22 protein-coding genes and 1 rRNA gene are annotated in these 23,398 nt (G+C 72.5%); 6 read left to right on the top strand and 17 right to left on the bottom strand.

Going from position 1 to position 23,398, the window contains the following annotated elements; all coding sequences use genetic code 11:
* The first annotated feature begins 30 nt into the window (after positions 1–30).
* Together argS and PV410_RS33025 are read left to right on the top strand one after the other, a co-directional pair.
* The gene (gene argS / locus PV410_RS33030) at positions 31–1,779 is read left to right on the top strand and encodes an arginine--tRNA ligase (protein WP_500329431.1); all 1,749 of its coding nucleotides are present in this window, start codon (positions 31–33) and stop codon (positions 1,777–1,779) included.
* Between the two features lie 92 nt (positions 1,780–1,871).
* Complete coding sequence (locus PV410_RS33025) at positions 1,872–2,696, top strand: DUF4253 domain-containing protein (RefSeq protein ID WP_500329430.1); 825 nt, start codon at positions 1,872–1,874, stop codon at positions 2,694–2,696.
* Between the two features lie 82 nt (positions 2,697–2,778).
* Here PV410_RS33025 and PV410_RS33020 read toward each other — a convergent pair whose 3' ends face one another.
* The 8 genes from PV410_RS33020 to PV410_RS32985 form a co-directional block, all read right to left on the bottom strand.
* Positions 2,779–3,105, bottom strand: a complete 327-nt coding sequence (locus PV410_RS33020) for a hypothetical protein (RefSeq protein ID WP_500329429.1) — start codon at positions 3,103–3,105, stop codon at positions 2,779–2,781.
* Positions 3,106–3,664: 559 nt separating this feature from the next.
* Entirely contained in the window at positions 3,665–4,666 is a 1,002-nt protein-coding gene (gene hemB / locus PV410_RS33015) for a porphobilinogen synthase (protein ID WP_500329427.1), read from the bottom strand.
* A 156-nt stretch (positions 4,667–4,822) separates the two neighbouring features.
* Entirely contained in the window at positions 4,823–6,559 is a 1,737-nt protein-coding gene (locus PV410_RS33010; protein WP_500329426.1) for a bifunctional uroporphyrinogen-III C-methyltransferase/uroporphyrinogen-III synthase, read from the bottom strand.
* On the bottom strand, positions 6,556–7,524 hold the full coding sequence (hemC, locus tag PV410_RS33005; RefSeq protein ID WP_500329425.1) for a hydroxymethylbilane synthase: 969 nt from the start codon (positions 7,522–7,524) through the stop codon (positions 6,556–6,558). The genes PV410_RS33010 and hemC overlap by 4 nt, the downstream gene beginning before the upstream one ends.
* A complete protein-coding gene (locus PV410_RS33000; protein ID WP_500329424.1) occupies positions 7,521–8,939 on the bottom strand; it encodes a glutamyl-tRNA reductase in 1,419 nt (472 codons plus the stop codon). The genes hemC and PV410_RS33000 overlap by 4 nt, the downstream gene beginning before the upstream one ends.
* Positions 8,936–9,706, bottom strand: coding sequence for a redox-sensing transcriptional repressor Rex (locus tag PV410_RS32995; protein WP_499513268.1), 771 nt, complete (start codon positions 9,704–9,706; stop codon positions 8,936–8,938). Before PV410_RS32995 ends, PV410_RS33000 begins: the two co-directional genes overlap by 4 nt.
* 131 nt (positions 9,707–9,837) lie before the next feature.
* Positions 9,838–10,539 (bottom strand): 3'-5' exonuclease, encoded by a 702-nt coding sequence (locus PV410_RS32990; protein WP_500329423.1) that lies wholly within the window; start codon positions 10,537–10,539, stop codon positions 9,838–9,840.
* A 114-nt stretch (positions 10,540–10,653) separates the two neighbouring features.
* Positions 10,654–10,950 (bottom strand): glutaredoxin family protein, encoded by a 297-nt coding sequence (locus tag PV410_RS32985; RefSeq protein WP_499513266.1) that lies wholly within the window; start codon positions 10,948–10,950, stop codon positions 10,654–10,656.
* 109 nt (positions 10,951–11,059) lie between these two features.
* Here PV410_RS32985 and PV410_RS32980 point away from each other — a divergent pair, with 109 nt between their 5' ends.
* The 3 genes from PV410_RS32980 to PV410_RS32970 all read left to right on the top strand — a co-directional run bounded on the left by PV410_RS32980 (position 11,060) and on the right by PV410_RS32970 (position 14,489).
* On the top strand, positions 11,060–11,980 hold the full coding sequence (locus tag PV410_RS32980; protein WP_500329422.1) for an HAD family hydrolase: 921 nt from the start codon (positions 11,060–11,062) through the stop codon (positions 11,978–11,980).
* 308 nt (positions 11,981–12,288) lie between these two features.
* On the top strand, positions 12,289–13,083 hold the full coding sequence (locus tag PV410_RS32975) for a sigma-70 family RNA polymerase sigma factor (protein WP_499513264.1): 795 nt from the start codon (positions 12,289–12,291) through the stop codon (positions 13,081–13,083).
* Between the two features lie 215 nt (positions 13,084–13,298).
* Complete coding sequence (locus tag PV410_RS32970; RefSeq protein WP_500329421.1) at positions 13,299–14,489, top strand: DUF5667 domain-containing protein; 1,191 nt, start codon at positions 13,299–13,301, stop codon at positions 14,487–14,489.
* 89 nt (positions 14,490–14,578) lie between these two features.
* Here PV410_RS32970 and PV410_RS32965 read toward each other — a convergent pair whose 3' ends face one another.
* The 5 genes from PV410_RS32965 to PV410_RS32945 all read right to left on the bottom strand — a co-directional run bounded on the left by PV410_RS32965 (position 14,579) and on the right by PV410_RS32945 (position 18,385).
* Positions 14,579–15,757 carry a lysophospholipid acyltransferase family protein gene (locus tag PV410_RS32965; RefSeq protein WP_500329420.1) on the bottom strand — a complete coding sequence of 393 codons (1,179 nt, stop codon included), beginning with the start codon at positions 15,755–15,757 and terminating at the stop codon, positions 14,579–14,581.
* Between the two features lie 26 nt (positions 15,758–15,783).
* A complete protein-coding gene (locus PV410_RS32960; protein WP_500329419.1) occupies positions 15,784–16,836 on the bottom strand; it encodes an NAD-dependent epimerase/dehydratase family protein in 1,053 nt (350 codons plus the stop codon).
* Positions 16,837–17,022: 186 nt separating this feature from the next.
* Positions 17,023–17,121 carry a 30S ribosomal protein bS22 gene (locus tag PV410_RS32955; RefSeq protein WP_003948845.1) on the bottom strand — a complete coding sequence of 33 codons (99 nt, stop codon included), beginning with the start codon at positions 17,119–17,121 and terminating at the stop codon, positions 17,023–17,025.
* Positions 17,122–17,228: 107 nt separating this feature from the next.
* Positions 17,229–17,441 (bottom strand): helix-turn-helix domain-containing protein, encoded by a 213-nt coding sequence (locus PV410_RS32950; protein ID WP_018558718.1) that lies wholly within the window; start codon positions 17,439–17,441, stop codon positions 17,229–17,231.
* 128 nt (positions 17,442–17,569) lie between these two features.
* On the bottom strand, positions 17,570–18,385 hold the full coding sequence (locus PV410_RS32945; protein WP_500329418.1) for a phosphatase: 816 nt from the start codon (positions 18,383–18,385) through the stop codon (positions 17,570–17,572).
* A gap of 154 nt (positions 18,386–18,539) precedes the next feature.
* Here PV410_RS32945 and PV410_RS32940 point away from each other — a divergent pair, with 154 nt between their 5' ends.
* Positions 18,540–20,135: a GMC family oxidoreductase gene (locus PV410_RS32940; protein ID WP_500329537.1), complete on the top strand. Its 1,596-nt coding sequence runs from the start codon at positions 18,540–18,542 to the stop codon at positions 20,133–20,135.
* On the opposite strand, the gene PV410_RS32935 is transcribed toward PV410_RS32940, so the two are convergent.
* The 4 genes from PV410_RS32935 to rrf form a co-directional block, all read right to left on the bottom strand.
* Positions 20,132–21,307 carry an acetoin utilization protein AcuC gene (locus PV410_RS32935; protein ID WP_500329417.1) on the bottom strand — a complete coding sequence of 392 codons (1,176 nt, stop codon included), beginning with the start codon at positions 21,305–21,307 and terminating at the stop codon, positions 20,132–20,134. The genes PV410_RS32940 and PV410_RS32935 overlap by 4 nt on opposite strands.
* Positions 21,258–22,490 (bottom strand): MFS transporter, encoded by a 1,233-nt coding sequence (locus tag PV410_RS32930; protein ID WP_500329416.1) that lies wholly within the window; start codon positions 22,488–22,490, stop codon positions 21,258–21,260. Before PV410_RS32930 ends, PV410_RS32935 begins: the two co-directional genes overlap by 50 nt.
* Positions 22,491–22,533: 43 nt before the next feature.
* Complete coding sequence (locus PV410_RS32925; RefSeq protein ID WP_500329415.1) at positions 22,534–23,193, bottom strand: HAD family hydrolase; 660 nt, start codon at positions 23,191–23,193, stop codon at positions 22,534–22,536.
* A 108-nt stretch (positions 23,194–23,301) separates the two neighbouring features.
* Positions 23,302–23,398: ribosomal RNA gene (rrf, locus tag PV410_RS32920) — 5S ribosomal RNA — on the bottom strand; the annotation flags it as partial.

The raw sequence follows: 23,398 nt of genomic DNA, 5'->3' as shown, positions 1-23,398 counted from the left end.
CTCCGATCCCTCTCAGGAAGCACCCATCCCATGGCCTCGGTCAACTCGCTTTCCGCCTCGATCCAGCAGCGCGTCGCTGACGCCCTCGGTGCCGACCCGCTGCTGCGACGTAGCGACCGGGCCGACTTCCAGGCCAACGGTGTGCTGGGCCTCGCCAAGCGGAACAAGGCGAACCCGCGCGAGCTGGCCGCCGAGGTCGTGGCCGCCCTCCCGGCGGACGACGGGCTGATCTCCTCCGTCGAGGTCTCCGGCCCCGGCTTCCTCAACATCACCGTCGCCGACTCCGCGATCACCCGGACGCTCGCCGCCCGGGCCGCCGACGACCGGCTCGGCGTGCCCGCCAAGGCCACGCCCGGCGTCACGGTGATCGACTACGCGCAGCCGAACGTGGCCAAGGAGATGCACGTCGGCCACCTGCGGTCCTCCGTGATCGGCGACGCGCTCGTCAAGATCCTGGAGTTCGAGGGCGAGACGGTGATCCGGCGCCACCACATCGGCGACTGGGGCACCCAGTTCGGCATGCTCATCCAGTACCTGGTGGAGCACCCGCACGAGCTGGACCACGACGCGTCCGACGCGGGCGAGGAGGCCGGCGAGGCCTCCATGTCGCGCCTCAACCGGCTCTACAAGGACTCGCGGGCCGTGTTCGACTCCGACGACGACTTCAAGACCCGGTCGCGCAAGCGGGTCGTGGACCTGCAGGCGGGCGAGCCGGAGACGCTGGCGATGTGGCAGCGGTTCGTGGACGAGTCGAAGATCTACTTCAACTCGGTCTACGACAAGCTCGACATCGAGATCCGCGACGAGGACGTCGTCGGCGAGTCCGGCTACAACGACATGCTCGTCGAGACCTGCGAGCTGCTGGAGAAGTCCGGTGTCGCCGTGCGCTCCAACGGCGCGCTGTGCGTGTTCTTCGACGACGTCAAGGGCAAGGACGGCGAGCCGGTCCCGCTCATCGTGCAGAAGGCCGACGGCGGCTTCGGCTACGCCGCGACCGACCTGTCCGCGATCCGCAACCGCACCGCGGACCTGCACGCGGACACCCTCCTGTACGTCGTGGACTTCCGGCAGGCGCTGCACTTCAAGATGGTCTTCGAGACGGCCAGGCGGGCCGGCTGGCTGACCGACGAGGTCAAGGCGCTCCACATCCCGTTCGGCGCGCTGCTCGGCAAGGACGGCAAGCCGTACAAGACCCGGTCCGGCGAGTCGTTCCGCCTGGTGGACCTGCTGGACGAGGCCGTGGAGCGGGCCGCGACCGTCATCCGGGAGAAGTCCGCGGAGCTGACGGACGCGGAGGTCGCCGACCGGGCCAAGGAGGTCGGCATCGGCGCGATCAAGTACGCCGACCTGTCGACCTCGCTCGGCCGGGACTACGTCTTCGACCTGGACCGGATGGTCTCGCTCAACGGCGACACCAGCGTGTACCTGCAGTACGCGTACGCCCGTATCCAGTCGATCCTGCGGAAGGCGGGCGACGCGAAGCCGGCCGCCCACCCCGAGCTGCCGCTGGCCCCGGCCGAACGGGCGCTCGGCCTGCTGCTGGACGAGTTCGCGGAGACCCTGGCGGCCGTCTCGGAGACGTACGAGCCGCACAAGCTGGCCTCGTACCTCTACGCGCTGGCCTCGGCGTTCACGACCTTCTACGACCAGTGCCCGGTCGTGAAGCCCGAGCCGGCTCCCGATGTCAAGGAGAACCGCCTCTTCCTCTGCGACCTGACCGCCCGCACCCTGAGCCAGGGGATGGCGCTGCTCGGCATCCGCACGCCCGAGCGCCTCTGACGCGCCCCGCGTCCGTACGACGGCGGCCCCGGCGGGAGTCGGCACTCCCCCCGGGGCCGCCGTTGTCAGTGGGCACCCCTACATTCACGCCCATGGCGATGCTCCCCAACCAGCTCCCGAAGCTCGCACAGGACCCGGACGGCCGGTCCCTGGGCCTCGACCTCCCGCCCGGCACGCTCGTCGACGCCACGAGCGACGGCCGGTGGCCCGAACCGCTGCTCTGGCACGCGGAGGAGACCGCCGGGCCCGGCTCCTGGGAACGGCTGCTCCCCGCGCGCATGACGGCGGGACTGCACCCGGTGCTGCTCTCCATGGACGCGGCGCTGCCTGCCACGGCGGAACTGGACCCGGGGATGATGTCCTACCCGGGCGACCACGACGCCGACGAGGTGCTGGCCGACTTCTGGGGCCACGAGGACGAGGACGACGAGGACGAGGCCCCCGACGAGGACGCGGCGGACCTGGTCGCCCCGTTCGGCCGGGCGTGGCCCGGCCTCGCCCCGGCGCGGGAGTTCGAGGCCGACCCGGACGTCAGGGCGGCCGAGGTCGCCGCGACCGTGGTCGAGGCGGGGTGGTTCAAGGACCCCCGAGCGGCCCTCGTCCCCGCCCGGCGCAGCGCCGACGTCCCCGCGGCCATCGGCTGGACGGGGCCGTGCAACCACGAGAACGACGTGGCCCGGCTCTGTTCGGTGCTGCGCTCCTGGGAGGAGCGCTTCGGCGTGCGCGTCGTGGCCCTCGCCTTCGACGTGCTCGTGCTGTCCGTGGCCGCGCCGCCGGCCACCGTGCGGGAGGCCGAGGCCGTGGCCGCCGAGCACTTCGCCTTCTGCCCGGACAACATCACCCAGGGCAGCGGTTCGCTCCGTGCGTACGCCGAGTCCCTGGTGGGCGTGCCCACCTGGTCCTTCTGGTGGGACTAGAGGGATTCCCTGCCGGGCCCGAGGTACGGGTGTCCTTCCCCGCGGTGGAAGGACACCCCCGAGACGACCCGGTCAGTACCGCTCAGCGGTGGAAGTGCCAGCGGTGGTCGTGACGGTGGTGGCGGTGGTGCCAACGGGGGTGGTGCCGGTGGTGGCGGTGGTACCAGCGGCCGTAACGCCCCCGGTCACGGCGGTACTCGCCGCCCCGGCCGCGGTCACCGTAGTGCCGGTACTCGCCGCCCCGGCCGCGGTCACCGTCGTGCCGGTACTCGCCGCCCCGGTCGTTTGTCGCCTGGGTCGTGTGCGACACCGCCGCCGGTGGCGGCGCTGCGGCGCCGGCGGCACCGGCCCCGCCCAGAAGGACGGCGGCCGCGACGCCCAGCGCGGCGGCGAATCGGGGAATCCGCATCGCGGTTCTCCTTTCACGGCGGAGGCCCTTGCGCCTCCGCCTGCTGTGGACTTGCTGTGAATTTGCCACCCACATCAGCCGTTAAGTCCGAATCGCGACCAAAGACACTTGATGTAATGAAATGCCGCGCAGCCTGGAACCACGCCGTCCGCTTCCGCGTCCTGCGCGCGATCATCTGAAGGCACCACGCCCGAGCAGGCGGGAAGAGCGCCGCCACCCCTCCTTCGGCAGGTGACCGCCCCGGCTGCAGACCCGGCCGAGCATGATCACTCCTCTGCCGCCGATCACGCCCCGACCGGACCCGAACGGCACGGGCACCGCGGGACGTTGCCTCACCTGCCGAACGGCAGTACCGGCGATGCACGCGGGGAAGCGACCCGCTTGGCGAGGGGTGACAGCGGGTCAGGTGGGGCGTCCCGGCGCTCTGCCGCCGATCGCGGCCATGACCGGACTCGCCTGCCCGGCGCGGCTGTTCACCGGGAGCGGCGCCCGGTGCGCGAAGACGGCCCTGACGGCGGCCGATGGGCCACCGTCAGAGCCGTCAGAGCCGACGGAGCCGTCAGAGCTGCGCGGCCACCTCGGTCGCCCAGTAGGTGAGGATCAGCTGGGCGCCCGCGCGGCGGATGCCGGTCAGGGCCTCCATGATCGCCCGGTCGCGGTCGATCCAGCCGCGCTCGGCGGCCGCCTCGACCATCGCGTACTCGCCGCTGACCTGGTACGCCGCCACCGGCACGTCCACCGACTCGGCGACCTTCGCCACCACGTCCAGGTACGGCAGCCCGGGCTTCACCATCACCATGTCGGCGCCCTCGGCGACGTCCAGCGCCAGTTCGCGCAGCGACTCCCGCAGGTTCGCCGGGTCCTGCTGGTAGGTCTTGCGGTCGCCCTTGAGCGAGGATCCGACGGCCTCCCGGAACGGCCCGTAGAACGCCGACGCGTACTTCGCCGTGTACGCCAGCACCGACACGTCCTGGTACCCGGCGGCGTCCAGGGCACCCCGGATCACGCCGACCTGACCGTCCATCATGCCGCTGGGGCCGACGACGTGGACGCCGGCGTCCGCCTGGACCCGGGCCATCTCCGCGTACCGCTCCAGCGTCGCGTCGTTGTCCACCCGGCCCTCGGCGTCCAGCACGCCGCAGTGGCCGTGGTCGACGTGCTCGTCCAGGCAGAGGTCGGACATGACCACCAGGGCGTCGCCGACCTCGCCGACCACGTCGCGGATCGCCACCTGCAGGATCCCGTCCGGGTCCGTGCCGGGCGTTCCCACGGCGTCCTTCTTCTCGTCCAGCGGCACGCCGTAGAGCATGATCCCGCCCACGCCCGCCTCGGCCGCCTCCACGGCGGCCTTGCGGAGGGTGTCACGGGTGTGCTGGACGACGCCCGGCATGGCGGAGATCGGCACCGGCGCGTCGATGCCCTCGCGGACGAAGGCCGGGAGGATCAGCTCGGCGGGGTGCAGCCGGGTCTCCGCGACGAGGCGGCGCATCGCGGGCGTCGTGCGCAGCCGGCGAGGCCTCGTACCGGGGAACTGACCGTATCCGCTTCCGTTTCCGCTCATCACCGCGCCGCGCCTTTCTCCGTCCCGGGCCGTTTCCGCGTTCCACGGTACGCCCGTGTGCGCCGTGCTCATGCCGACCCGGTGTCGGCCCCGGAACGCGACGGCCCCCGGCTCCACGGAGGGAGCCGGGGGCACGGAGAACACGGCCGGGTCCGGTCAGACGCGGGCCCTGCGCCGGGACCCGGGACGGCGCTCGCTGGGACGCGTCACGGGGTCGCCCGCGGCGATCGCCGCCTCGCGCCGCCGGACGCCGAAGTCCGCCAGCGCCTGCGCGAGCGCGTGGACGGACGGCTCCGGGGCCATCACGTCCACCCGCAGCCCGTGCTCCTCCGCGGTCTTCGCGGTGGCCGGGCCGATGCAGGCGATCACGGTCACGTTGTGCGGCTTGCCCGCGATGCCGACCAGGTTCCGCACCGTGCTGCTCGAGGTGAACAGCACCGCGTCGAACCCGCCGCCCTTGATCGCCTCACGGGTCTCCGCCGGCGGCGGCGACGCCCGCACGGTCCGGTAGGCGGTGACGTCGTCGACCTCCCAGCCGAGCTCCACGAGGCCCGCCACGAGGGTCTCCGTCGCGATGTCGGCGCGCGGCAGGAAGACCCGGTCGATCGGGTCGAAGACGGGGTCGTAGGGCGGCCAGTCCTCCAGCAGGCCCGCGGCGGACTGCTCGCCGCTGGGCACCAGGTCCGGCTTCACGCCGAAGTCCACCAGCGCCCGGGCGGTCTGCTCGCCCACCGCCGCGACCTTGATCCCGGCGAAGGCACGCGCGTCGAGCCCGTACTCCTCGAACTTCTCGCGGACGGCCTTGACCGCGTTCACCGAGGTGAAGGCGATCCACTCGTACCGTCCGGTGACCAGGCCCTTGACCGCGCGCTCCATCTGCTGCGGCGTACGGGGCGGCTCCACCGCGATGGTGGGCACCTCGTGCGGCACGGCACCGTAGGAGCGCAACTGGTCGGAGAGGGACGCGGACTGCTCCTTGGTGCGCGGGACGAGCACCTTCCAGCCGAACAGCGGCTTGGTCTCGAACCACGAGAGCAGGTCGCGCCGCGTGGTCGGCTCGCCGACCACGGCTATCGCCGCGATCGGGCCCTCCGGGGTGGGCAGCGCCTTCGTCGCCTTCAGCTCGGCCGCGATCGTCGACAGGGTCGCCGACCAGGTGCGCTGGCGGGTCGTCGTACCGGCGACGGTCACGGTCAGCGGGGTGTCCGGCTTGCGGCCCCCCGAGACCAGCTCCGCCGCGTTGGCGGCGACGGTCTGCAGGGTGGTGGAGACGACCAGGGTCGCGTCGCTCGTGCCCACCTCGCTCCAGCACCGTCCGGACGCGGTCGCGGCGTCCACGAACCGCACGTCGCCGCTGAGCGGCACGCCGGCGTACGCGGGCACGCCCACGGCCGCGGCCACGCCCGGGACGACCTCGAAGGGGATGCCCGCCTGCGCGCAGGCGAGCATCTCGGTGGCGGCCGCGGCGTCGAGTCCGGGGTCGCCCGCGATCGCACGGACGACCCGCTTGCCGGTGCGCGCGGAGGCCATGAAAAGCTTGGCCGCGGCGGCCGAAGGGCTCAACTCCCCCTCGGCGTCGCCCGGCTGCGCCGTGTCCACGCCCGGCCGGGCATGGGTCCGTACGACGTCCAGTACGTGCTGGTCGCCGACCAGGACGTCGGCGTGGGCGAGCGCCTCGACGGCGCGCAGGGTCAGCAGCCCGGGGTCACCGGGCCCGGCACCAAGGAAGGTGACGTGCCCGTGGGCGGAGCGCGGCGTACCCGTGCCCGCGGTCCCGGTGTGGCCCGCGGTTCCCGCGGTACCCGTACTGCCTGCCGTTCCGGCCGGTCCTGCCGGCCCGGCCGCGGTGGCGTCTGCGGTCGTGTTGGTCGCTGCGGCGGCGGTGGGGCTCAAAGTTCGCGCTCCCCCATAAGACCGGCCGCACCCTTGGCGAGCATCTCGGTGGCGAGCTCGTGGCCGAGGGCCACGGCTTCGTCCCGGGAGGCGGGGGTCGGACCGGTGATGGACATCTGCACCAGCGAGGAGCCGTCGGTGGTCCCGACGACACCGCGCAGGCGCAGCTCGGTGATCTGCCCGTCCACGACGGGGTCGGCCAGCGCGCCCACGGGCGCGGAGCAGCCGGCCTCGAGGGCGGCGAGCAGTGCGCGCTCGGCGGTCACGGCGGCCCGGGTGAACGGGTCGTCGAGCTCGGCGAGCACGCCGGCGAGCCCTGCGTCGTCCGCAGAGCACTCGACGGCCAGCGCCCCCTGTCCGGGAGCGGGCAGCACGACGTCGCAGGAGATCAGCTCGGTGGCCTCCGCGAGGCGGCCCAGCCGGCTGAGTCCGGCAGCGGCGAGCACGACGGCGTCGAGGTCGCCTGAGGCAACATATCCGATGCGCGTGTCCACGTTGCCGCGGATCGGCACGGTCTCCACGCGCACCCCCATCGAGTGGGCCCAGGCGTTCAGCTGCGCCATGCGGCGCGGCGAGCCGGTGCCGATGCGGGCGCCCCGGGGGGAGGCGGCCAGCTGCTCGAAGGTGAGGCCGTCGCGCGCGATCAGCGCGTCGCGCGGGTCCTCACGCAGCGGGACCGCGGCGAGGGTGAGGCCCTCGGGGTCGGCGGTCGGGAGGTCCTTGAGGGAGTGGACGGCGAAGTCGATCTCGCCGCGCAGCAGCGCGTCGCGCAGGGCGGAGACGAAGACGCCGGTACCGCCGATCTGCGCCAGGTGCTCACGCGAGACGTCACCGTAGGTGGTGATCTCCACCAGCTCCACGTCACGGCCGGTGATCCGGCGGACCTGCTCGGCCACCATGCCGGACTGCGCCAGCGCCAGCGCGCTGCGCCGGGTTCCCAGTTTCAGTGCGGTTGGGCTCGTCATGCCCGCCCTCGATTCGAGTCACTCGTTGCTGAAGCAGCCGACACCGCCGGCGGGACGGCCGCGGAGGGGATCACCGGCGTGCCCGGTGAGTCGGCCCTGCTGACCGCGGCGACCGCCTGGGGGTCCAGGTCGAAGAGTTCACGCAGCGCGTCGGCGTACCCGGCCCCGCCGGGCTCGCCCGCGAGCTGCTTGACCCGCACAGTAGGCGCGTGCAGGAGTTTGTCGACGACGCGGCGCACGGTCTGGGTGACCTCCGCGCGCTGCCGTTCGTCCAGGTCGGGGAGGCGGCCGTTGAGGCGCGCCAGCTCGGTGGCGACCAGGTCGGCGGCCATGGCGCGCAGGGCGACGACGGTCGGCGTGATGTGCGCGGCACGCTGGGCGGCACCGAAGGCGGCCACCTCAGCGGAAACGATCTTTCGCACCTCGTCGACGTCGGCGGCCATCGGGGCGTCGGCAGCGGCCGCGGCAATGGTCTCCAGGTCGGTGACGTGGGCGCCGTCCAGGGAGTGCACCAGCGGGTCGATGTCGCGCGGCAGGGCGAGGTCGAGCATCCCGATGGGCGCGACGGTCTCGCCGCCGGAGCGCAGGGCCCGGGAGAGCGTGGCGCGGGCGACGGTGTCGGCGGTGAGCACCAGGCCGGTCGCCCCGGTGCAGGACACGACGATGTCGGCGTACGACAGCTCGCCGGCCAGGTCCTCCATGGACGCGGCGCGGCCGCCGACGCTTTCGGCGAGGCGCTCGGCGCGCTCCTGCGTGCGGTTGACGACCACGATCTCGCCCGCCCCCGCGCGGGCGAGGGTGGCCGCGGCGAGCGAGCTCATCGAGCCGGCGCCGACGACCAGGGCGCGCTTGCCCTTGCCCCACTCCTCGAAGGGGACGCCGCCGACGGCCTCGGCCATCTGTTCCAGGCCGAAGGTGACCAGCGACTGCCCGGCCCGGTCGATCCCGGTCTCGGAGTGCGCGCGCTTGCCGACCCGCAGCGCCTGCTGGAACAGGTCGTTCAGGGACCGGCCCGCGGTGTGCAGCTCCTGGCCGAGCCCCAGGGTCTCCTTGATCTGGCCGAGGATCTGGCCCTCGCCGACGACCATGGAGTCCAGGCCGCAGGCGACCGAGAACAGGTGGTGGACGGCCCGGTCCTCGTAGTGCACGTACAGGTGCGGGGTCAGCTCGTCGAGACCGACCCCGCTGTGCCGCGCCAGCAGCGTGGACAGCTCGGCGACACCGGCGTGGAACTTGTCGACGTCCGCGTACAGCTCGATGCGGTTGCAGGTGGACAGCACCGCGGCCTCACCGGCGGGCTCGGCGGCCATGACGTCCAGCAGCAGCTTGCCCTTGGTGTCCTCACCGAGCGCCGCGCGCTCCAGGACGCTGACGGGGGCGGTGCGGTGGCTCAGTCCGACGACGAGGAGGCTCATGCCGGCATCACGGCGGGGACGTCCCCGTCAGGTCCTGGACGGCGGCCGCCGTCGCGGGCCGCCTTGGCCGCCACCGGGGGCGCCGCGAGGCTGCCCTCCAGCTCCTCGCCGGCCTTCCGCTGCTCGTGGAAGGCGAGGATCTGCAGCTCGATGGAGAGGTCGACCTTGCGGACGTCGACCCCGTCGGGGACGGTCAGCACGGTCGGGGCGAAGTTGAGGATCGAGGTGACCCCGGCGCCCACCAGGCGGTCGCAGACCTCCTGGGCGGCCCCGGCCGGCGTCGTGATCACGCCGATGGACACCTGGTTGTCGTGGACGATGCCCTCCAGCTCGTCCGCGTGCCGCACGGGCAGCCCGGCGATGAGCCGTCCGGTGAGCTGGACGTCCGCGTCGATGAGCGCGGCGATGCGGAAGCCCCGGGAGGCGAAGCCGCCGTACCCGGCGAGCGCGGCCCCGAGGTTTCCCATGCCGACGATGACGACCGGCCAGTCCTGGGTGAGGCCCAGCTCGCGGGAGATCTGGTACACGAGGTACTCGACGTCGTAGCCGACCCCGCGGGTTCCGTACGAACCGAGGTAGGAGAAGTCCTTGCGCAGTTTGGCCGAGTTCACCCCGGCGGCGGCCGCGAGCTCCTCCGAGGACACGGTGGGCACCGATCGCTCGGACAACGCGGTCAGGGCCCGCAGGTACAGCGGGAGCCTGGCGACGGTGGCCTCGGGAATCCCTCGGCTGCGGGTCGCCGGTCGGTGAGTTCGGCCAGTTGCCACGATGCTCCTGCGGGTAGAGCTGGGCTGCGGGCGGCACCCGTCGTTGGGACCGCCCCGTGCACGCCAGGCTATGTCTTTGTGAACGCGTGCACAAAGATGGTGTCCGATTTGCCCGGGGGAAGTGACCGGCATCACGCACCCCCATTACGGGCGTAAGAAACCTTCTGCTGCGACGGAACGTTCCACGCGGGCGCCCGGTCCGCACCCCGGCGCCCCACCCACAGCGCGTCCGCTCCGGCCAACTGCGGCCACTCGACCACCGCCGCGCGCGCCAGCGCCTTCTCGGTCTGCGCGGGTCCACCCGGGTGGTCCGGGACGTACGAGGCGAAGAGCCGGGCCGTCGTACGGGCGTCCCCCAGCGCCGTGTGCGCGGTCCAGCCGGTCAGTCCGGCCGCCTCGGCGCACGCCAGCAGGCTCAGCCCGCCCGGGGCGGTCTCCCGCAGCGCGGCCATCCGCATGGTGCACAGTTCGGGGACGACGGGGAACTCCACGCCGAGCCGGGCGTACTCCGCCGCCAGGAACGCGCGGTCGCAGCCGACGTTGTGCCCCACCAGCACCCGCCCGCGCAGCAGCCCCAGCAGCCTCGGGGCGATCTGCCCGAACAGGGGTGCGCCGACCGCCTCGACGTGGCGGGGCTCGATGCCGTGGATGTGGGTGGGGCCGACCGGCCCCTCGGGGTCGACGAGGGTCGAGAACTCGCCCTCGTGCCCGAAGTCGCTGTCGAGGAGCACCACGGCCAGCTCGACCACCCGGTGGCGCCGCGAACTGGAACCGGTGGCCTCCAGATCGACCACGGCGAAGCCGCCGCGCGCCTGAAGTCTGCCCGGGAGCACGCAGTCACCATCCTTACTCACGCACCCCCGCACTACACAAAACGCCTTGATGGTAATCGAGCACCCGCGTCCAGAGGAACACGCGCAAATCGCCCACCTGTCGCACCAGGGCCCTCAGGCGCCCAGCCCGCGCCGCAGCCGGCCCTCGTCGACACGCCAGAAGGTGTGCTGTTCCCCGTCGATGAGGACGACCGGGATCTGCTCCCAGTACCGGTCGTGCAACTCCTCGTCGCGCGTGATGTCCCTCTCCTCGAAGCGCGCGCCCAGGTCGTCGACGACCCTGCGGATCACCGTCCGGGCGTCGTCGCACAGGTGGCAGCCGGGCTTGGCGATCAGCGTGACCGTCCGATCCGCCGGGTTTCTCCGGGCATTGCGGGCATCGCGTCCGAACAGAGGGCTCATGCCGGCCATTCTGCCTCCGTCAACTCCCGACCCGCGGTAACACCCTCGTCGCGAGGAGTTCATTCACCTGCTCCATCGGTGCACCGGAGTTGCCCAACGGACTGGCTATGCTCGCCCCATGGCCGCTCTGCGATGGCTCACCCCCCGTAAGCGCTCCGCCACCGCGCGCAGCGTGCTGGCCGGCGAGGCCGCGGCGGAGGCCGCGCTCGCGGCACCCGTGGAGAACAAGGACGACCTGGCGGGCGTCCCCGCGTTCCCCGTGGTCGGCGATCCGCACGCGGCCGCCTTCTTCGACCTGGACAACACCGTGATGCAGGGCGCCGCGATCTTCCACTTCGGGCGCGGCCTGTACAAGCGGAAGTTCTTCCAGAGCCGTGACCTCGCGCGCTTCGCGTGGCAGCAGGCGTACTTCCGGATCGCCGGGTCCGAGGACCCCGAGCACATGCAGGAGGTGCGGGAGAGCGCGCTCTCGATCATCAAGGGGCACCGCGTCGAGGAACTCATGTCCATCGGCGAGGAGATCTACGACGAGTACATGGCGGACAAGATCTGGCCCGGCACCCGCGCGCTCGCCCAGGCCCACCTCGACGCCGGGCAGCGGGTCTGGCTGGTGACGGCCGCCCCGGTGGAGACGGCCACGATCATCGCCCGCAGGCTCGGCCTCACCGGTGCCCTCGGCACCGTCGCCGAGCACGTCGACGGCCTCTACACCGGCCGGCTGGTCGGCGAGCCCCTGCACGGCCCCTCCAAGGCCGAGGCCGTCAAGGCCCTCGCCGCCGCGGAGGGACTCGAACTCTCGCGCTGCGCCGCGTACAGCGATTCGTCGAACGACATCCCGATGCTGTCGCTCGTCGGACATCCATATGCGATCAATCCCGATACGCGGCTGCGCAAACACGCGCGCGAAAAGGGCTGGCGGCTGCGCGATTACCGCACCGGTCGCAAGGCGGTGAAAATCGGCATCCCTGCGGCCGCAGGCGTGGGCGCCGTGGCGGGCGGCGCCGCCGCCGCGATGGCCCTGCAGCGCCGCCGCCGCTAGGGACGCGGGCGACACGCCCGGGTCACCCCCCTGGCGCCCCGTCAGTTCACGGTGAGCCACACAGCCACAACACGCTCTCCACGCGAGCATTTCACGACGCTATGTGGTCAACACTGTTCCGGTGTTCGATAATTGATCGATCACCATTCCGCCAGAGAGTGGGCGGAACCGACGATTTCAGCAACTCGGTGTAGCGTCGCCTGTACGAAGCGTTATTCTCCTCAGACGCAAGCCGGTACCCACACGTCCCTACGACGGGTGAACGGTTCCGTACTGCACGTGATGGAAGTTCTGCCTCTGGGAGTCCCGTGTACCCACACACCGGGGTTGACGCCTCTGGCCTGGCTACGCTGCGCGCACTGGTGGCCGAGCACCTGCTGCGCGTTGTCCCCGCGCACGCCGTGCTCGTCCCCGCACTCGCCACGGCGGCAGCGCCCGCCGGCCGCGCCTACGCGCTGGCCGACGGCCGGGCCACGGTCGGCAGACGGTCCCGCAGCACCCAGCAGGCCGACCGGTCCACGGGCGCCACCCCGCGCCGGCCGGCGGCCGACAGTGACAGCGGACGCATGATGGACCTGGTCGAGCGCGCCCAAGCCGGCGAGACCGAGGCCTTCGGGCGCCTCTACGACCACTACTCGGACACCGTCTACCGCTACATCTACTACCGCGTCGGGGGCAAGGCCACCGCCGAGGACCTGACCAGCGAGACCTTCCTGCGCGCCCTGCGCCGCATCGGCACCTTCACCTGGCAGGGGCGTGACTTCGGCGCGTGGCTGGTCACCATCGCGCGCAACCTGGTGGCCGACCACTTCAAGTCCAGCCGCTTCCGGCTGGAGGTGACCACCGGGGAGATGCTCGACGCCAACGAGGTCGAGCCCAGCCCGGAGGACTGCGTCCTGGAGGCGCTGTCCAACGAGTCGCTGCTCAGGGCCGTCCGCAAGCTCAACCCCCAACAGCAGGAGTGCGTGACGCTGCGCTTCCTGCAGGGGCTCTCGGTCGCCGAGACGGCCCGCATCATGGGCAAGAACGAGGGCGCGATCAAGACCTTGCAGTACCGCGCCGTACGGACCCTCGCCCGGCTCCTCCCCGACGACGCGCGATAGCGCGATGGATGGATCTTCATCTTGCGACTGCCTCCACGGTCCGATCATCATGACTGCGTAACCCAACTCGGGCGGCACTCGTTGCATCACATGCGGACCCCCCAATGCCGTGCTCTGCCCGCTTCCGATCACTCGATCGGGTGGAAAGGCTCAAGGTGCACAACCTTGAAGGCACTACGGGGAGTCGAGGTGGATGACGAGAGGAGGTGCCGCCCGTGATCGCGAATCCAACGGCGCACCGGCGGGCTAACGCCTTCGCCGACGCCCTCGAGGGCGAAGGCCCCCAGACGGGTGCCGGCGTACAGCACGGCGCCCACGCCGCGGACCGGCATGCGGATCCGGGCCAGGGCGCGTTCCTGGCCCTGGCGGACGCCCTGCGGGACGTACCGCGACCGACGCTGGACCCGGAGACCAAGACCGTCCAGCGTGCCCAGTTGATCGCCGCCATGGAGGCCGCGCTCGCCGACGGCACCCTGACGGTTCCCGTACAACGCGACGGCGGCCGGGGCGCGCACCGCGCCGACGGCCGCGGTCTCGGCAAGCTGAAGCCGCGTTCCGCGTGGTCGCGCAGGCTCGCCGCCGGCGGCCTCTCCGTCGGTGTGGCGGCCGGCGCCCTCGGCGGCGTCGCCGCCGCGAGCACGGACGCGCTGCCCGGCGACACCCTCTACGGCCTCAAACGGGGCATGGAGGACATGCGCCTCAACCTCGCCGACGACGACGCCGACCGCGGCAAGGTCTACCTCGACCTCGCCTCCACCCGGCTCCAGGAGGCGCGCCGCCTCATGGAACGCGGCCGGGGCGGCGAGCTCGACGACGAGTCGGTGGGCGAGATCCGCAGGGCGCTGTCGGGGATGCAGCAGGAGGCCTCCGAGGGCCACCGGCTGCTCGCCGCCGCGTACCGCAAGGACGGTTCGCTGCAGCCGATCGAGACGCTCTCCGCGTTCTCCAGCAACCACCGCAGGGGCTGGACCGAGCTGCGCGGCAAGCTCCCCTCCCGGCTCGACGACGTGGGCAACAAGGTCACCTCCGTCTTCGACGCCATAGAGGACGAAGTGGCCCCGCTGCAGAGGCTGTTGCCGCCCTCCACCGGCTCCGGCCACGGTGACGGCCACGGCGTCCCGGGCAGCGGCGACCGCTCCGCGAGCGGCACCCGCGGGCCCTCGCCCTCGGTCAGCGGCTCCGCGAGCGGGTCCGCCGACGAGCGCGGCGGCGACAAGGCCAGCCCTTCGGCGTCGCGCAGTTCGGACAGCGGCCTCATCGGCGGCACCGGCGATCTGCTCGACCCCACGCCGACCGGCAGCACCTCGGGCGGCGACGGCACCCAGCCGTCGGTCACCCTCCCGCCGCTGCTGCCCGGGCTGCTCCCGGGTCTCGGGCTCAGCGCCGAGGACGACAGGGGCGACTGAGCGGGGACCTCACGGCGGTGGGCCGGGGCGCCATGCCCCGGCCCACCGCCGTGTCCGGCTCCTGCGGGCCGGACGGAAGGCCCGGAACCTCAGAAGAAGACCGAGCGGCGCTGCACCAGCAGCTTGTAGAGGGTGTGCTGGATGGTCTCGCGTACCTGGTCGGTCAGGTTGAAGACCAGCATCGGGTCCTCGGCCGCCTCCGGCGCGTAGCCGTCCGTAGGGATCGGCTCGCCGAACTGGATCGTCCACTTCGTCGGCAGCGGCACCATGCCCAGCGGCCCCAGCCACGGGAACGTCGGCGTCACCGGGAAGTACGGGAAGCCCAGCAGCCGGGCCACCGTCTTGGCGTTGCCGACCATCGGGTAGATCTCCTCCGCGCCCACGATCGAGCACGGGACGATCGGCACCCCGGTCTTGAGCGCGGTCGCGACGAAGCCGCCCCGCCCGAAGCGCTGCAGCTTGTAGCGCTCGGAGAAGGGCTTCCCGAGCCCCTTGAAGCCCTCGGGCATCACGCCGACCACCTCGCCGCGTTCGAGCAGCAGCTGGGCGTCCTCCGCGCAGGCGAGGGTGTGCCCGGCCTTGCGGGCCAGCTCGTTGACGAGCGGCAGCACGAACACCAGGTCCGCCGCCAGCAGCCGCAGGTGCCGCCCCGCGGGATGGTGGTCGTGGACGGCGACCTGCATCATCAGCCCGTCCATCGGCAGCGTCCCGGAGTGGTTGGCCACCACGAGGGCACCGCCCTCGGCCGGGATGTTCTCGATGCCCTTGACCTCGACCCGGAAGTACGACTCGTACAGCGGCCGGAGCAGCGACATCAGGACCTGGTCGGTGAGCTCCTCGTCGTAGCCGAAGTCGTCGACCTCGTAGTCGCCGGTGATCCGGCGGCGCAGGAAGGCCAGACCGTGCGCCACCCGGCGCTCCCAGGGCCCGCCCAGCAGCCGGTCCGCGGCCGAGCCGAGCGCGGCGACCAGCGGGCCGCCCGGTGTGCCGGGGTGCCCCTCAGCGCCCTCCGCCGCGGCCTGCACGCCCTCGGACGCCTCACCGGCACCATCGGTGCCGGGGGTGTCCGCAGAGGCCGTCACGGCGTCCTGGACGGCGTCGGGCTCCGCGGCGACGCGTACGGCACGCTCCTCCACCGGCAGCGCGGCCACCGCGTTCCCGGTGTCGCCGCCCGCCTTTCCGCGGGCCGCGGCCCGCCCACGCGACCGCGGTGCCCCCCTCCGCGTCCGCGTGTCCTCATCGAACGGGATGACCTTGGCGTCCGCCATGGTGCGGTTCCTCCTCGCAGCATTGCTCACGAGCTCAGTCCTCGGGGGCCGCCCGCGGGGACCAGCGCGGCGAGCCGGTCGACGGCCTCGGCGAGCCGGTCCGGCGGCAGCAGGCCGTGGCCGTGGCTGCGGGCGAAGTCGCCGAAGGTCTCGGCGGTGGTGTACTTCGGGGTGAAGCCGAGCGTCTCGCGCATCTGCGTGGTGTCCACGACCCTGCCGTGGGTGAGCAGCCGGATCTGCTCGCGCGAGAAGTCGGTGACGCCGGCGGTGCGCAGCATCTGGCCCACCCAGGTGACGGCGGGCAGCAGCACCGGCACCGTGGGCTTCCCCAGCCGTCGCGCGGTCTGCGACAGCAGGAGCACCCCGTCACCTGCGATGTTGAACGTGCCGCTGTTGATCGTCCCGTTGCGCTCGTCGCGCAGGGCCAGCATCAGGACGTCGACGACGTCGTCCTCGTGCACGAACTGCAGCCGCGGGTCGTAGCCGAGCACGGTCGGCAGCACCGGCAGCGCGAAGTACTCGGCGAGCGGGGTGTCGGCCCGCGGGCCGAGGATGTTGGCGAACCGCAGAACCGATACGGCAACGTCCGGGCGACGCCGTGCGAAGCCGCGTACGTATCCCTCGACTTCGACCGCGTCCTTGGCGAAGCCGCCGCTGGGCAGCGACTTGGGCGGCATGGACTCGGTGAAGACCGCCGGGTCACGGGGCGCCGAGCCGTACACGCTCGTCGTGGACTTCACCACCAGGCGGCGCACCGTCGGGGCCTTCTGGCAGGCGCCCAGCAGCTGCATCGTGCCGATGACGTTGGTCTCCTTGACCGCGGTCCGGCTGCTCCGGCCGGGCAGCGTGCCGCTGACGTCCATGTGGACCACCGTGTCCACCGAGCGCTCCGCCAGCACCTTCGCGATCATCGGGTGCCTGATGTCGGCACGGACGAACTCCGCGCCGCCCAGATGGTGCGGGGGCGGCATCGTGTCGACCCCGATCACCCGGTCGACGTCGGGGTCGCGCATCACGCGTCGTACCAGCCGGCCGCCGAGCTGGCGGGCGACTCCGGTCACGAGCACCACTTTGCCCAAGATCAGCGCCTTCCCTCGCACCGCATGTACGCACCGTATCGGTTCGATGTTGCGCCGTGATGACGCCCGAACGTACGAGCACCGTCAAGGAGGGCCCGGCCGGCGGTCCCCCCGGGAACGCGACTGCCCTCCCGCCCCCACGGTCCGTGGGGGCGGGAGGGCAGTGAAGTGCGACGCGTAGCTCGCTTACTTCTTGTTGCGACGCTGCACACGCGTACGCTTCAGCAGCTTGCGGTGCTTCTTCTTGGCCATACGCTTGCGCCGCTTCTTGATGACAGAGCCCACGACTACCCTCGCTTCGTTTTCACTCGGTGCGGGGCGTCCGAGCCCACACGACCTACGTCGGCACAGCCTACCCGTCCGCAAGCGCCGAGTAGAAACCGAGGCGGTCGTCAGGCAGTTTCCCCCACCCCCACGTAGGACTCCCGAAGATAGTCATGGACGGCCTGCTCCGGCACCCGGAAGGACCTCCCCACCCGGATCGCCGGCAGATGACCGCTGTGCACCAGCCGGTACACGGTCATCTTGGACACTCGCATCACCGCGGCGACCTCTGCCACGGTCAGGAACACGACCTCGTTGAGAGGCCTCTCGCTTGAAGCCATGACACACCTGAACCTTCCGCACATGACGGGCACCGGCTTCCCCTCCGGTGACTCCCTCTCGCACGTGCGCTCCTCCCCAGATTAGGTGCGGGTGATGCAAGTGGGGAAGAGGAGTAGCGATCGGTTGACTACTGTGACAGACACGCTCGATTGAGTACATAGCGCGTAAGCGGTCGGTAGTAATCGGACCGCACAGCGTCATCAAGCGGAACCACGACCGAAACCCTGCCCTCCGCCTCGGCGACGAAGACCGCGGGGTCGTCCGCATCGGCCAGCCCGATGGCCTCGATGCCCAGCTGACCTGCTCCGCAGACCCAGCCGTGGTCTCCCACCACGAGGCTCGGCAGCAGTCCCCCGCGTCCTGCCGCACCGGCCAGCGCGGCCCGAACCGGGAGCGGGGAGTGCGTGTGTACCGCCGGCGCACCACGGGCGCCCTCACCCGGCGCATCCCGGACCGTCGCGACGCCCCCTACGTACCAGAGGTTGTGCGTGCGTAGGCCGAATTGCGTCGCCATGTCGATACATCGGCCATGCGATGGGGTGAGGACGGGACATCCCGCCGCCGACAACCCGGCCGCCAATCCGGCGTAGAAGCCGAGCAGCCGATGCGGGTGACCAGTACCGATGAGCACGGGCTCCCTGCGCCGCGCGGCCTCCTTCAGCCGGCCGGCGAAGGCCTCGAGCCCCGCGAGCGTGCGGTCCGGGTCGATCACATCCTGCCCGGAAGTGTGCCCCGGGTCAGGCGAAACCCCACATCGGTCGGCCATCAACCGCAGGAGACCGGACTGCGTCCAAGCCCGCGCCGGCTCCAGCCCCAGCGTCTGCCGCGGATCACCCGCGGCGAACAGCCGATAGCTGCGCAGGCTCTTCTCCCGCGGTGTCGTCACGACCCCCGCGATACCCGCCCCCACCAGATGCGCCCGCAGCGCGCCGACAGTCACCACGCGCCGATGGTGGCCTCCCCCGCCCCCCTCACGTGCCGGAACGACCCGGACATCACTCCCGGGGGGCGGCCGTTCGGGTCGGCGTACCCGGCGAAACCCTCCGTACAATACGGACATAGCGCGCGACAGCGATGGGAGAGCCCCCGTGGCCGACATCTCCTCCGACACGGGCGAGTTCGACTACGTCGTGGTGGGGGCGGGATCCGCGGGGTGCGTGCTCGCCGCCCGCCTCTCCGAGGACGACACGGCCCGCGTGCTGCTCCTGGAGGCCGGCGGGGCAGGCCGCCCTCCGGAGGTCTCCGTCCCCGCGGCCTGGCCCGGCCTGCTCGGCACCCCCCTGGACTGGGCGGACCGCACCGTGCCGCAGACCGGGACCGGCCTCGCGGTGCCGTGGCCCCGCGGCCGCGGCCTGGGCGGCAGTTCGGCCATCAACGCCATGAACTTCCTGCGCGGCCACCGCTCCGGCTACGACGCCTGGGCCGCCGAGGGCGCCGAGGGCTGGGGCTGGGACGACCTGCTGCCCTGCTTCCGCCGCAGTGAGGACCTCACCGGCGTCCCGGGCCGCGACCCGGAACTGCGCGGCATGGAAGGACCCCTGCGGGTCGGCCCCGCCGCCGACCGCCACCCCGTCGCCCGGGACTTCCTGCGCGCCGCCGTCGACGCCGGCCACCCGGAGGCGGGCGACCTCGCCGGCGGCCTGGAGGAGGGGTTCGGCTGGGGCGACCTCAGCATCGCCGACGGCGTACGCCAGGACGCCGCCACGGCCTACCTGCGCCCGGCACGGCACCGGCCGGGCCTGCACGTGCTGACCGGGGCCCTGGCGCACCGGGTCCTCCTGACCGGGGAACGCTGCACGGGCGTGGAGTACGCCGTGGACGGCGGGCTGCGCACCGCCCGCTGCTCCCCGTCGGGGCAGGTGGTCCTGGCCGCGGGCGCGGTCGGCACCCCGCAACTGCTCATGCTCTCCGGCATCGGCCCCCGCAACCACCTGCGCCACTGGGGCATCCCCACCGCCGTGCACCTGCCCGGCGTCGGCTCCCACCTGCTGGACCACGTGGCCTGCGGCGTCGTCGTACGGGCCCCCCGCCCCGTCCCGCCGGGCGCCAACAACCACGGCGAGGTCCAGGGCCTGATCCGCACCCGGCCCGACGCACCGGGCCCCGACGTGCAGTTGCAGGTCGTCGACGTCCCGATCCGCGAGGAGAGCCTGCCCGGGCCGGCCGTCGGCGAAGGCTGGACGATCACGGTCGCCCTCATGGCGCCGTACGGCCACGGAACCGTCCGGCTCTCCGGCACCGCCCCCGGCGCCCCACCGCTCATCGACCCCCGCTACTACGCCGACATCCGCGACCTCGACACGATGGTGCGGGGCCTGGACGCGGCCCGGGAGCTCGCCTCCGGCCCCGCGCTGGCGGACTGGTACGGCGAGGAGGTCCTCCCCGGCCCGGACACCACCGGCGGCACCGAGCTGCGCGCCTACCTCGGCCGCAACCTGCGCTCCTGCAACCACTACGCGGGCACCTGCCGCATCGGCACCGACGCGTACGCCGTCGTCGACCGCGCCCTGCGGGTGCGCGGTGTCGACGGTCTGCGCGTGGCCGACGCCTCGGTGATGCCGGCCCCGGTCTCGGCCAACACCAACGCCACGGTCTACGCCATCGCCGAACGTGCGGCGGAGCTGCTGCGGGCCGGCGCCCGACCGCCCCTCGCAGGGCCCGGCCGTGCCCAAGGCCTGACCGAGTACACCTAGGCCAGCAGCCCGTGCAGCGGGAAGACCGCCCGCCGGGTCGCCAGGATCGCCTGGTCCAGCCGGTCCGCCGGGTCGTACCCCGCGTCGTGGAAGCCGGTGAACGCCGCGTCCCGGCCGTCCGTCATCCGCAGCGGCCCCATCTGCCGCGTCCTGCGGTACACCTCCGCCCGCCACTCCTCGGGCGTCGCCGCCTCCGGCGCGACCGGCTGCCCGGCGGCGATGCCCACCAGGTGCGTCCACGTCCGGGGCACCACGTCGACCACCGCGTAACCGCCCCCGCCCAGGGCGACCCAGCGGCCCTCGGCGTGCTCGTGCGCCAGGCCGTGCAGCGCCTCCGCGACCGCCCGCTGCGCGTCCAGGCTCACCGCGAGGTGCGCCAGCGGGTCCTCGAAGTGCGTGTCCGCCCCGTGCTGGGTCACCAGCACCTGCGGCCGGAAGGCCGCGAGCAGCTCCGGGACGACCGCGTCGAACGCCCTGAGCCAGCCCTCGTCCCCGGTGCCGGCCGGCAGCGCCACGTTCACCGCGCCGCCCTCCGCCTCCGGGCCGCCGGTCTCCTCCGGCCAGCCGGTCTGCGGGAAGAGCGTGCGCGGGTGCTCGTGCAGCGAGATCGTCAGCACGCGCGGGTCGTCCCAGAAGGCCGTCTGGACGCCGTCCCCGTGGTGCACGTCCACGTCCACGTACGCGACGCGCTCCGCGCCCAGCTCCAGCAGCCGGGCGACGGCCAGCGCGGCGTCGTTGTAGACGCAGAACCCCGAGGCCATCCCGGGCATCGCGTGGTGGAGCCCGCCCGCGAAGTTCACGGCGTGCGTCACCTCGCCGCGCCACACCGCCTCGGCCGCCCCCACCGACTGGCCCGCGATCAGCGCCGAGACCTCGTGCATGCCCTCGAACGCCGGGGTGTCCTCGGTGCCAAGGCCGTACGCCAGTTCCGTCATGCCCTTGGGGTCGGCGGAGGCCCGGCGTACCGCCGCCACGTACTCCGCGTCGTGCACCAGGCGCAGCGTCGAGTCGCCGGCCGCGGGGGCCGCGGCCACGGTCACCGCCCGGTCCAGACCGAAGGCCCGGACCAGCCCCATGGTCAGTGCGAGCCGCACCGGGTCCATCGGATGGCCGCGACCGAAGTCATAGCCCGTTACCTGCTCGTCCCACATCAGCTGTGCGCGGCCGCTCATGGTCGACACCGTATCGGGCGGGCTCCGCCCCGAACGAGCGGGCGTACAGCAGCGTCGCCGTCACCAGCAGCATCGGGACCAGCATCGCCCCCCGGTAGCTCCACACGTCGCCCAGCGCGCCCACCAGGGGCGAACCGACCAGGAATCCCACGTAGTTGAAGATGTTCAACCGCGCGATCGCCGTGTCCGACGCCCCCGGAAAGAGCCGCCCGGCGGCCGCGAACGTCTGCGGCACGATCACGCACAGCCCCAGGCCCAGCAGCGTGAACCCTGCCATCCCCACCCACGCGCCCGGCGCGCCCGCGACCACCGCGAAGCCCGCCGCCGCCACCAGCGCGCCCGCGCGCACCACCGCCGCCGCCCCGAAGCGCCGCACCCCGAGGTCGCCGACCGCGCGGCCCAGGAGCGTGGTGACCATGTAGACGTTGTACGGGACGGTCGCCAACTGCTCGGAGCTGCCGAGCACGTCCTGCAAGTACTTCGCGCTCCAGTTGGAGACGGTGGAGTCCCCGATGTACGCGAAGGCCATCACCATGCAGAGCGGCAGCAGCAGCCGCATCGCCACCGCGGTCGCGGCCGGCGAAGCCGCCCCGTCCTGCCCGTCCGGGGCATCGGCCTTCTGGTCGACGTACCAGCGACTGCCCACCAGCGTCAGCGGGATCAGCACCGCGACCACCGGCCCGTAGAGCACCGCCAGCGACAGGTGCCAGTGCGCCCCCGCCCAGGCCAGCGACGCCCCCAGGATGCCGCCGAAGCTGTACGCGGCGTGGAAGCCCAGCATGATGCTGCGCCCGTACGCGCGCTGCAGGCTCACCCCGAGCATGTTCATGGACGCGTCCAGGGCGCCGACGCATATCCCGAAGACGGCCAGCGCCGTCGCCAGCTGCCACAGCGCGTCCCCTGCGCCGGCGCCCAGCAGCGCCAGGCACACCACGGGCTGCACCCAGCGCAGCACCACGCTCGGCCGCACCCGCTTGACCAGGTGCTCGGTGACGACGCTGCCCACGCCCGCCAGGACGGGCACCGCGGCCAGGAACACGGGCAGCAGCGCGTCACTGATGCCGTAACGGTCCTGCAGCGCCGGGATCCGGGTCACCAGCAGCGCGAACGCCGCCCCCTGCGCGAAGAAACTGACGGCCAACGAGGCCCGTCCGTGGCGCAATCCGCCGTCGATGCCGTCCATGAGCGTGCAGCGTAGGGCCGCAGGCTACGGACGGGTAGATCGATCACACGAACAGTTTCGCGGGCAGCTCCGCGATGTCCGCGAACAACTCCCGCGCCCCGGCTCCCGCTCCCGCCAGCTTCTCCGCCGGCGTCATCGCCGTGAAGCCGTACGCGTCCATCCCGGCCGCCACCGCGGCCTGCACCCCGAGCGGACTGTCCTCCACCACGGCGCACCGCTCCGGCGCCACGCCCATCGTGCGCGCCGCGTGCAGGAACAGGTCGGGTGCCGGCTTCCCGCACCCGACGTCCTGGGCGCTGAAGATCCGCTCCTCGTCGAAGTACCCGTACAGCCCGGTCTTCTTCAGCGCCACCCGGATCCGCTCGTGGCTGCCCGAGGACGCGACGCAGTACGCCACCCCGTCCGCCGCCAGCTTCCCCAGCACGGTCGCCACGCCCGGTACCGGCTCCAGTTGACGCCGGAAGCCCTCGAAGACCCGTGCGTAGTACGTGGCGTCGAAGTCCTCCGGCAGCCGCTGCCCCGTGCGCTCGGCGACGAGGTCGTGGACGCGGTGCATCGCGGAGCCCATGTAGTCGCGGACGGACTCCTCGTACGTGGTGGGGTGGCCCAACTCCGTCAGCAGGCCCGCCAGGATGCGGTTGGCGATCGGCTCGCTGTCCACGAGCACGCCGTCGTTGTCGAAGATGACCAGGTCGTAGCGCACCGCCCCACTGTAGTCGGGCACCGGATCCGGCCGGCTCTGCGTATTGCGGGACAACGCAGAAAAGCCCCAGCCCCCGAGTCGAAACTCGGGGGCTGAGGCTCAAAATTTGTTCGGCGGCGTCCTACTCTCCCACAGGGTCCCCCCTGCAGTACCATCGGCGCTGAAAGGCTTAGCTTCCGGGTTCGGAATGTAACCGGGCGTTTCC

The sequence above is a fragment of the Streptomyces sp. PA03-5A genome, from assembly GCF_033792725.1.
Classification (GTDB): domain Bacteria; phylum Actinomycetota; class Actinomycetes; order Streptomycetales; family Streptomycetaceae; genus Actinacidiphila.
The sequence above is the reverse complement of the archived record's forward strand: the minus strand, read 5'-3'. Positions and strand labels throughout refer to the sequence as shown.

Excerpts from the sequence above, each read along its gene's own strand:
- PV410_RS32950 (WP_018558718.1), bottom strand. The coding sequence starts at position 17,441 with ATGGCTTCAAGCGAGAGGCCTCTCAACGAGGTCGTGTTCCTGACCGTG.
- PV410_RS32935 (WP_500329417.1), bottom strand. The coding sequence starts at position 21,307 with ATGAGCGGCCGCGCACAGCTGATGTGGGACGAGCAGGTAACGGGCTAT.
- argS (WP_500329431.1), top strand. The coding sequence starts at position 31 with ATGGCCTCGGTCAACTCGCTTTCCGCCTCGATCCAGCAGCGCGTCGCT.
- PV410_RS32985 (WP_499513266.1), bottom strand. The coding sequence starts at position 10,950 with ATGGCCGGCATGAGCCCTCTGTTCGGACGCGATGCCCGCAATGCCCGG.
- PV410_RS32965 (WP_500329420.1), bottom strand. The coding sequence starts at position 15,757 with ATGGCGGACGCCAAGGTCATCCCGTTCGATGAGGACACGCGGACGCGG.
- PV410_RS32980 (WP_500329422.1), top strand. The coding sequence starts at position 11,060 with ATGGCCGCTCTGCGATGGCTCACCCCCCGTAAGCGCTCCGCCACCGCG.
- PV410_RS33025 (WP_500329430.1), top strand. The coding sequence starts at position 1,872 with ATGGCGATGCTCCCCAACCAGCTCCCGAAGCTCGCACAGGACCCGGAC.
- PV410_RS33000 (WP_500329424.1), bottom strand. The coding sequence starts at position 8,939 with ATGAGCCTCCTCGTCGTCGGACTGAGCCACCGCACCGCCCCCGTCAGC.
- hemB (WP_500329427.1), bottom strand. The coding sequence starts at position 4,666 with ATGAGCGGAAACGGAAGCGGATACGGTCAGTTCCCCGGTACGAGGCCT.
- PV410_RS32930 (WP_500329416.1), bottom strand. The coding sequence starts at position 22,490 with ATGGACGGCATCGACGGCGGATTGCGCCACGGACGGGCCTCGTTGGCC.
- hemC (WP_500329425.1), bottom strand. The coding sequence starts at position 7,524 with ATGACGAGCCCAACCGCACTGAAACTGGGAACCCGGCGCAGCGCGCTG.
- PV410_RS33020 (WP_500329429.1), bottom strand. The coding sequence starts at position 3,105 with ATGCGGATTCCCCGATTCGCCGCCGCGCTGGGCGTCGCGGCCGCCGTC.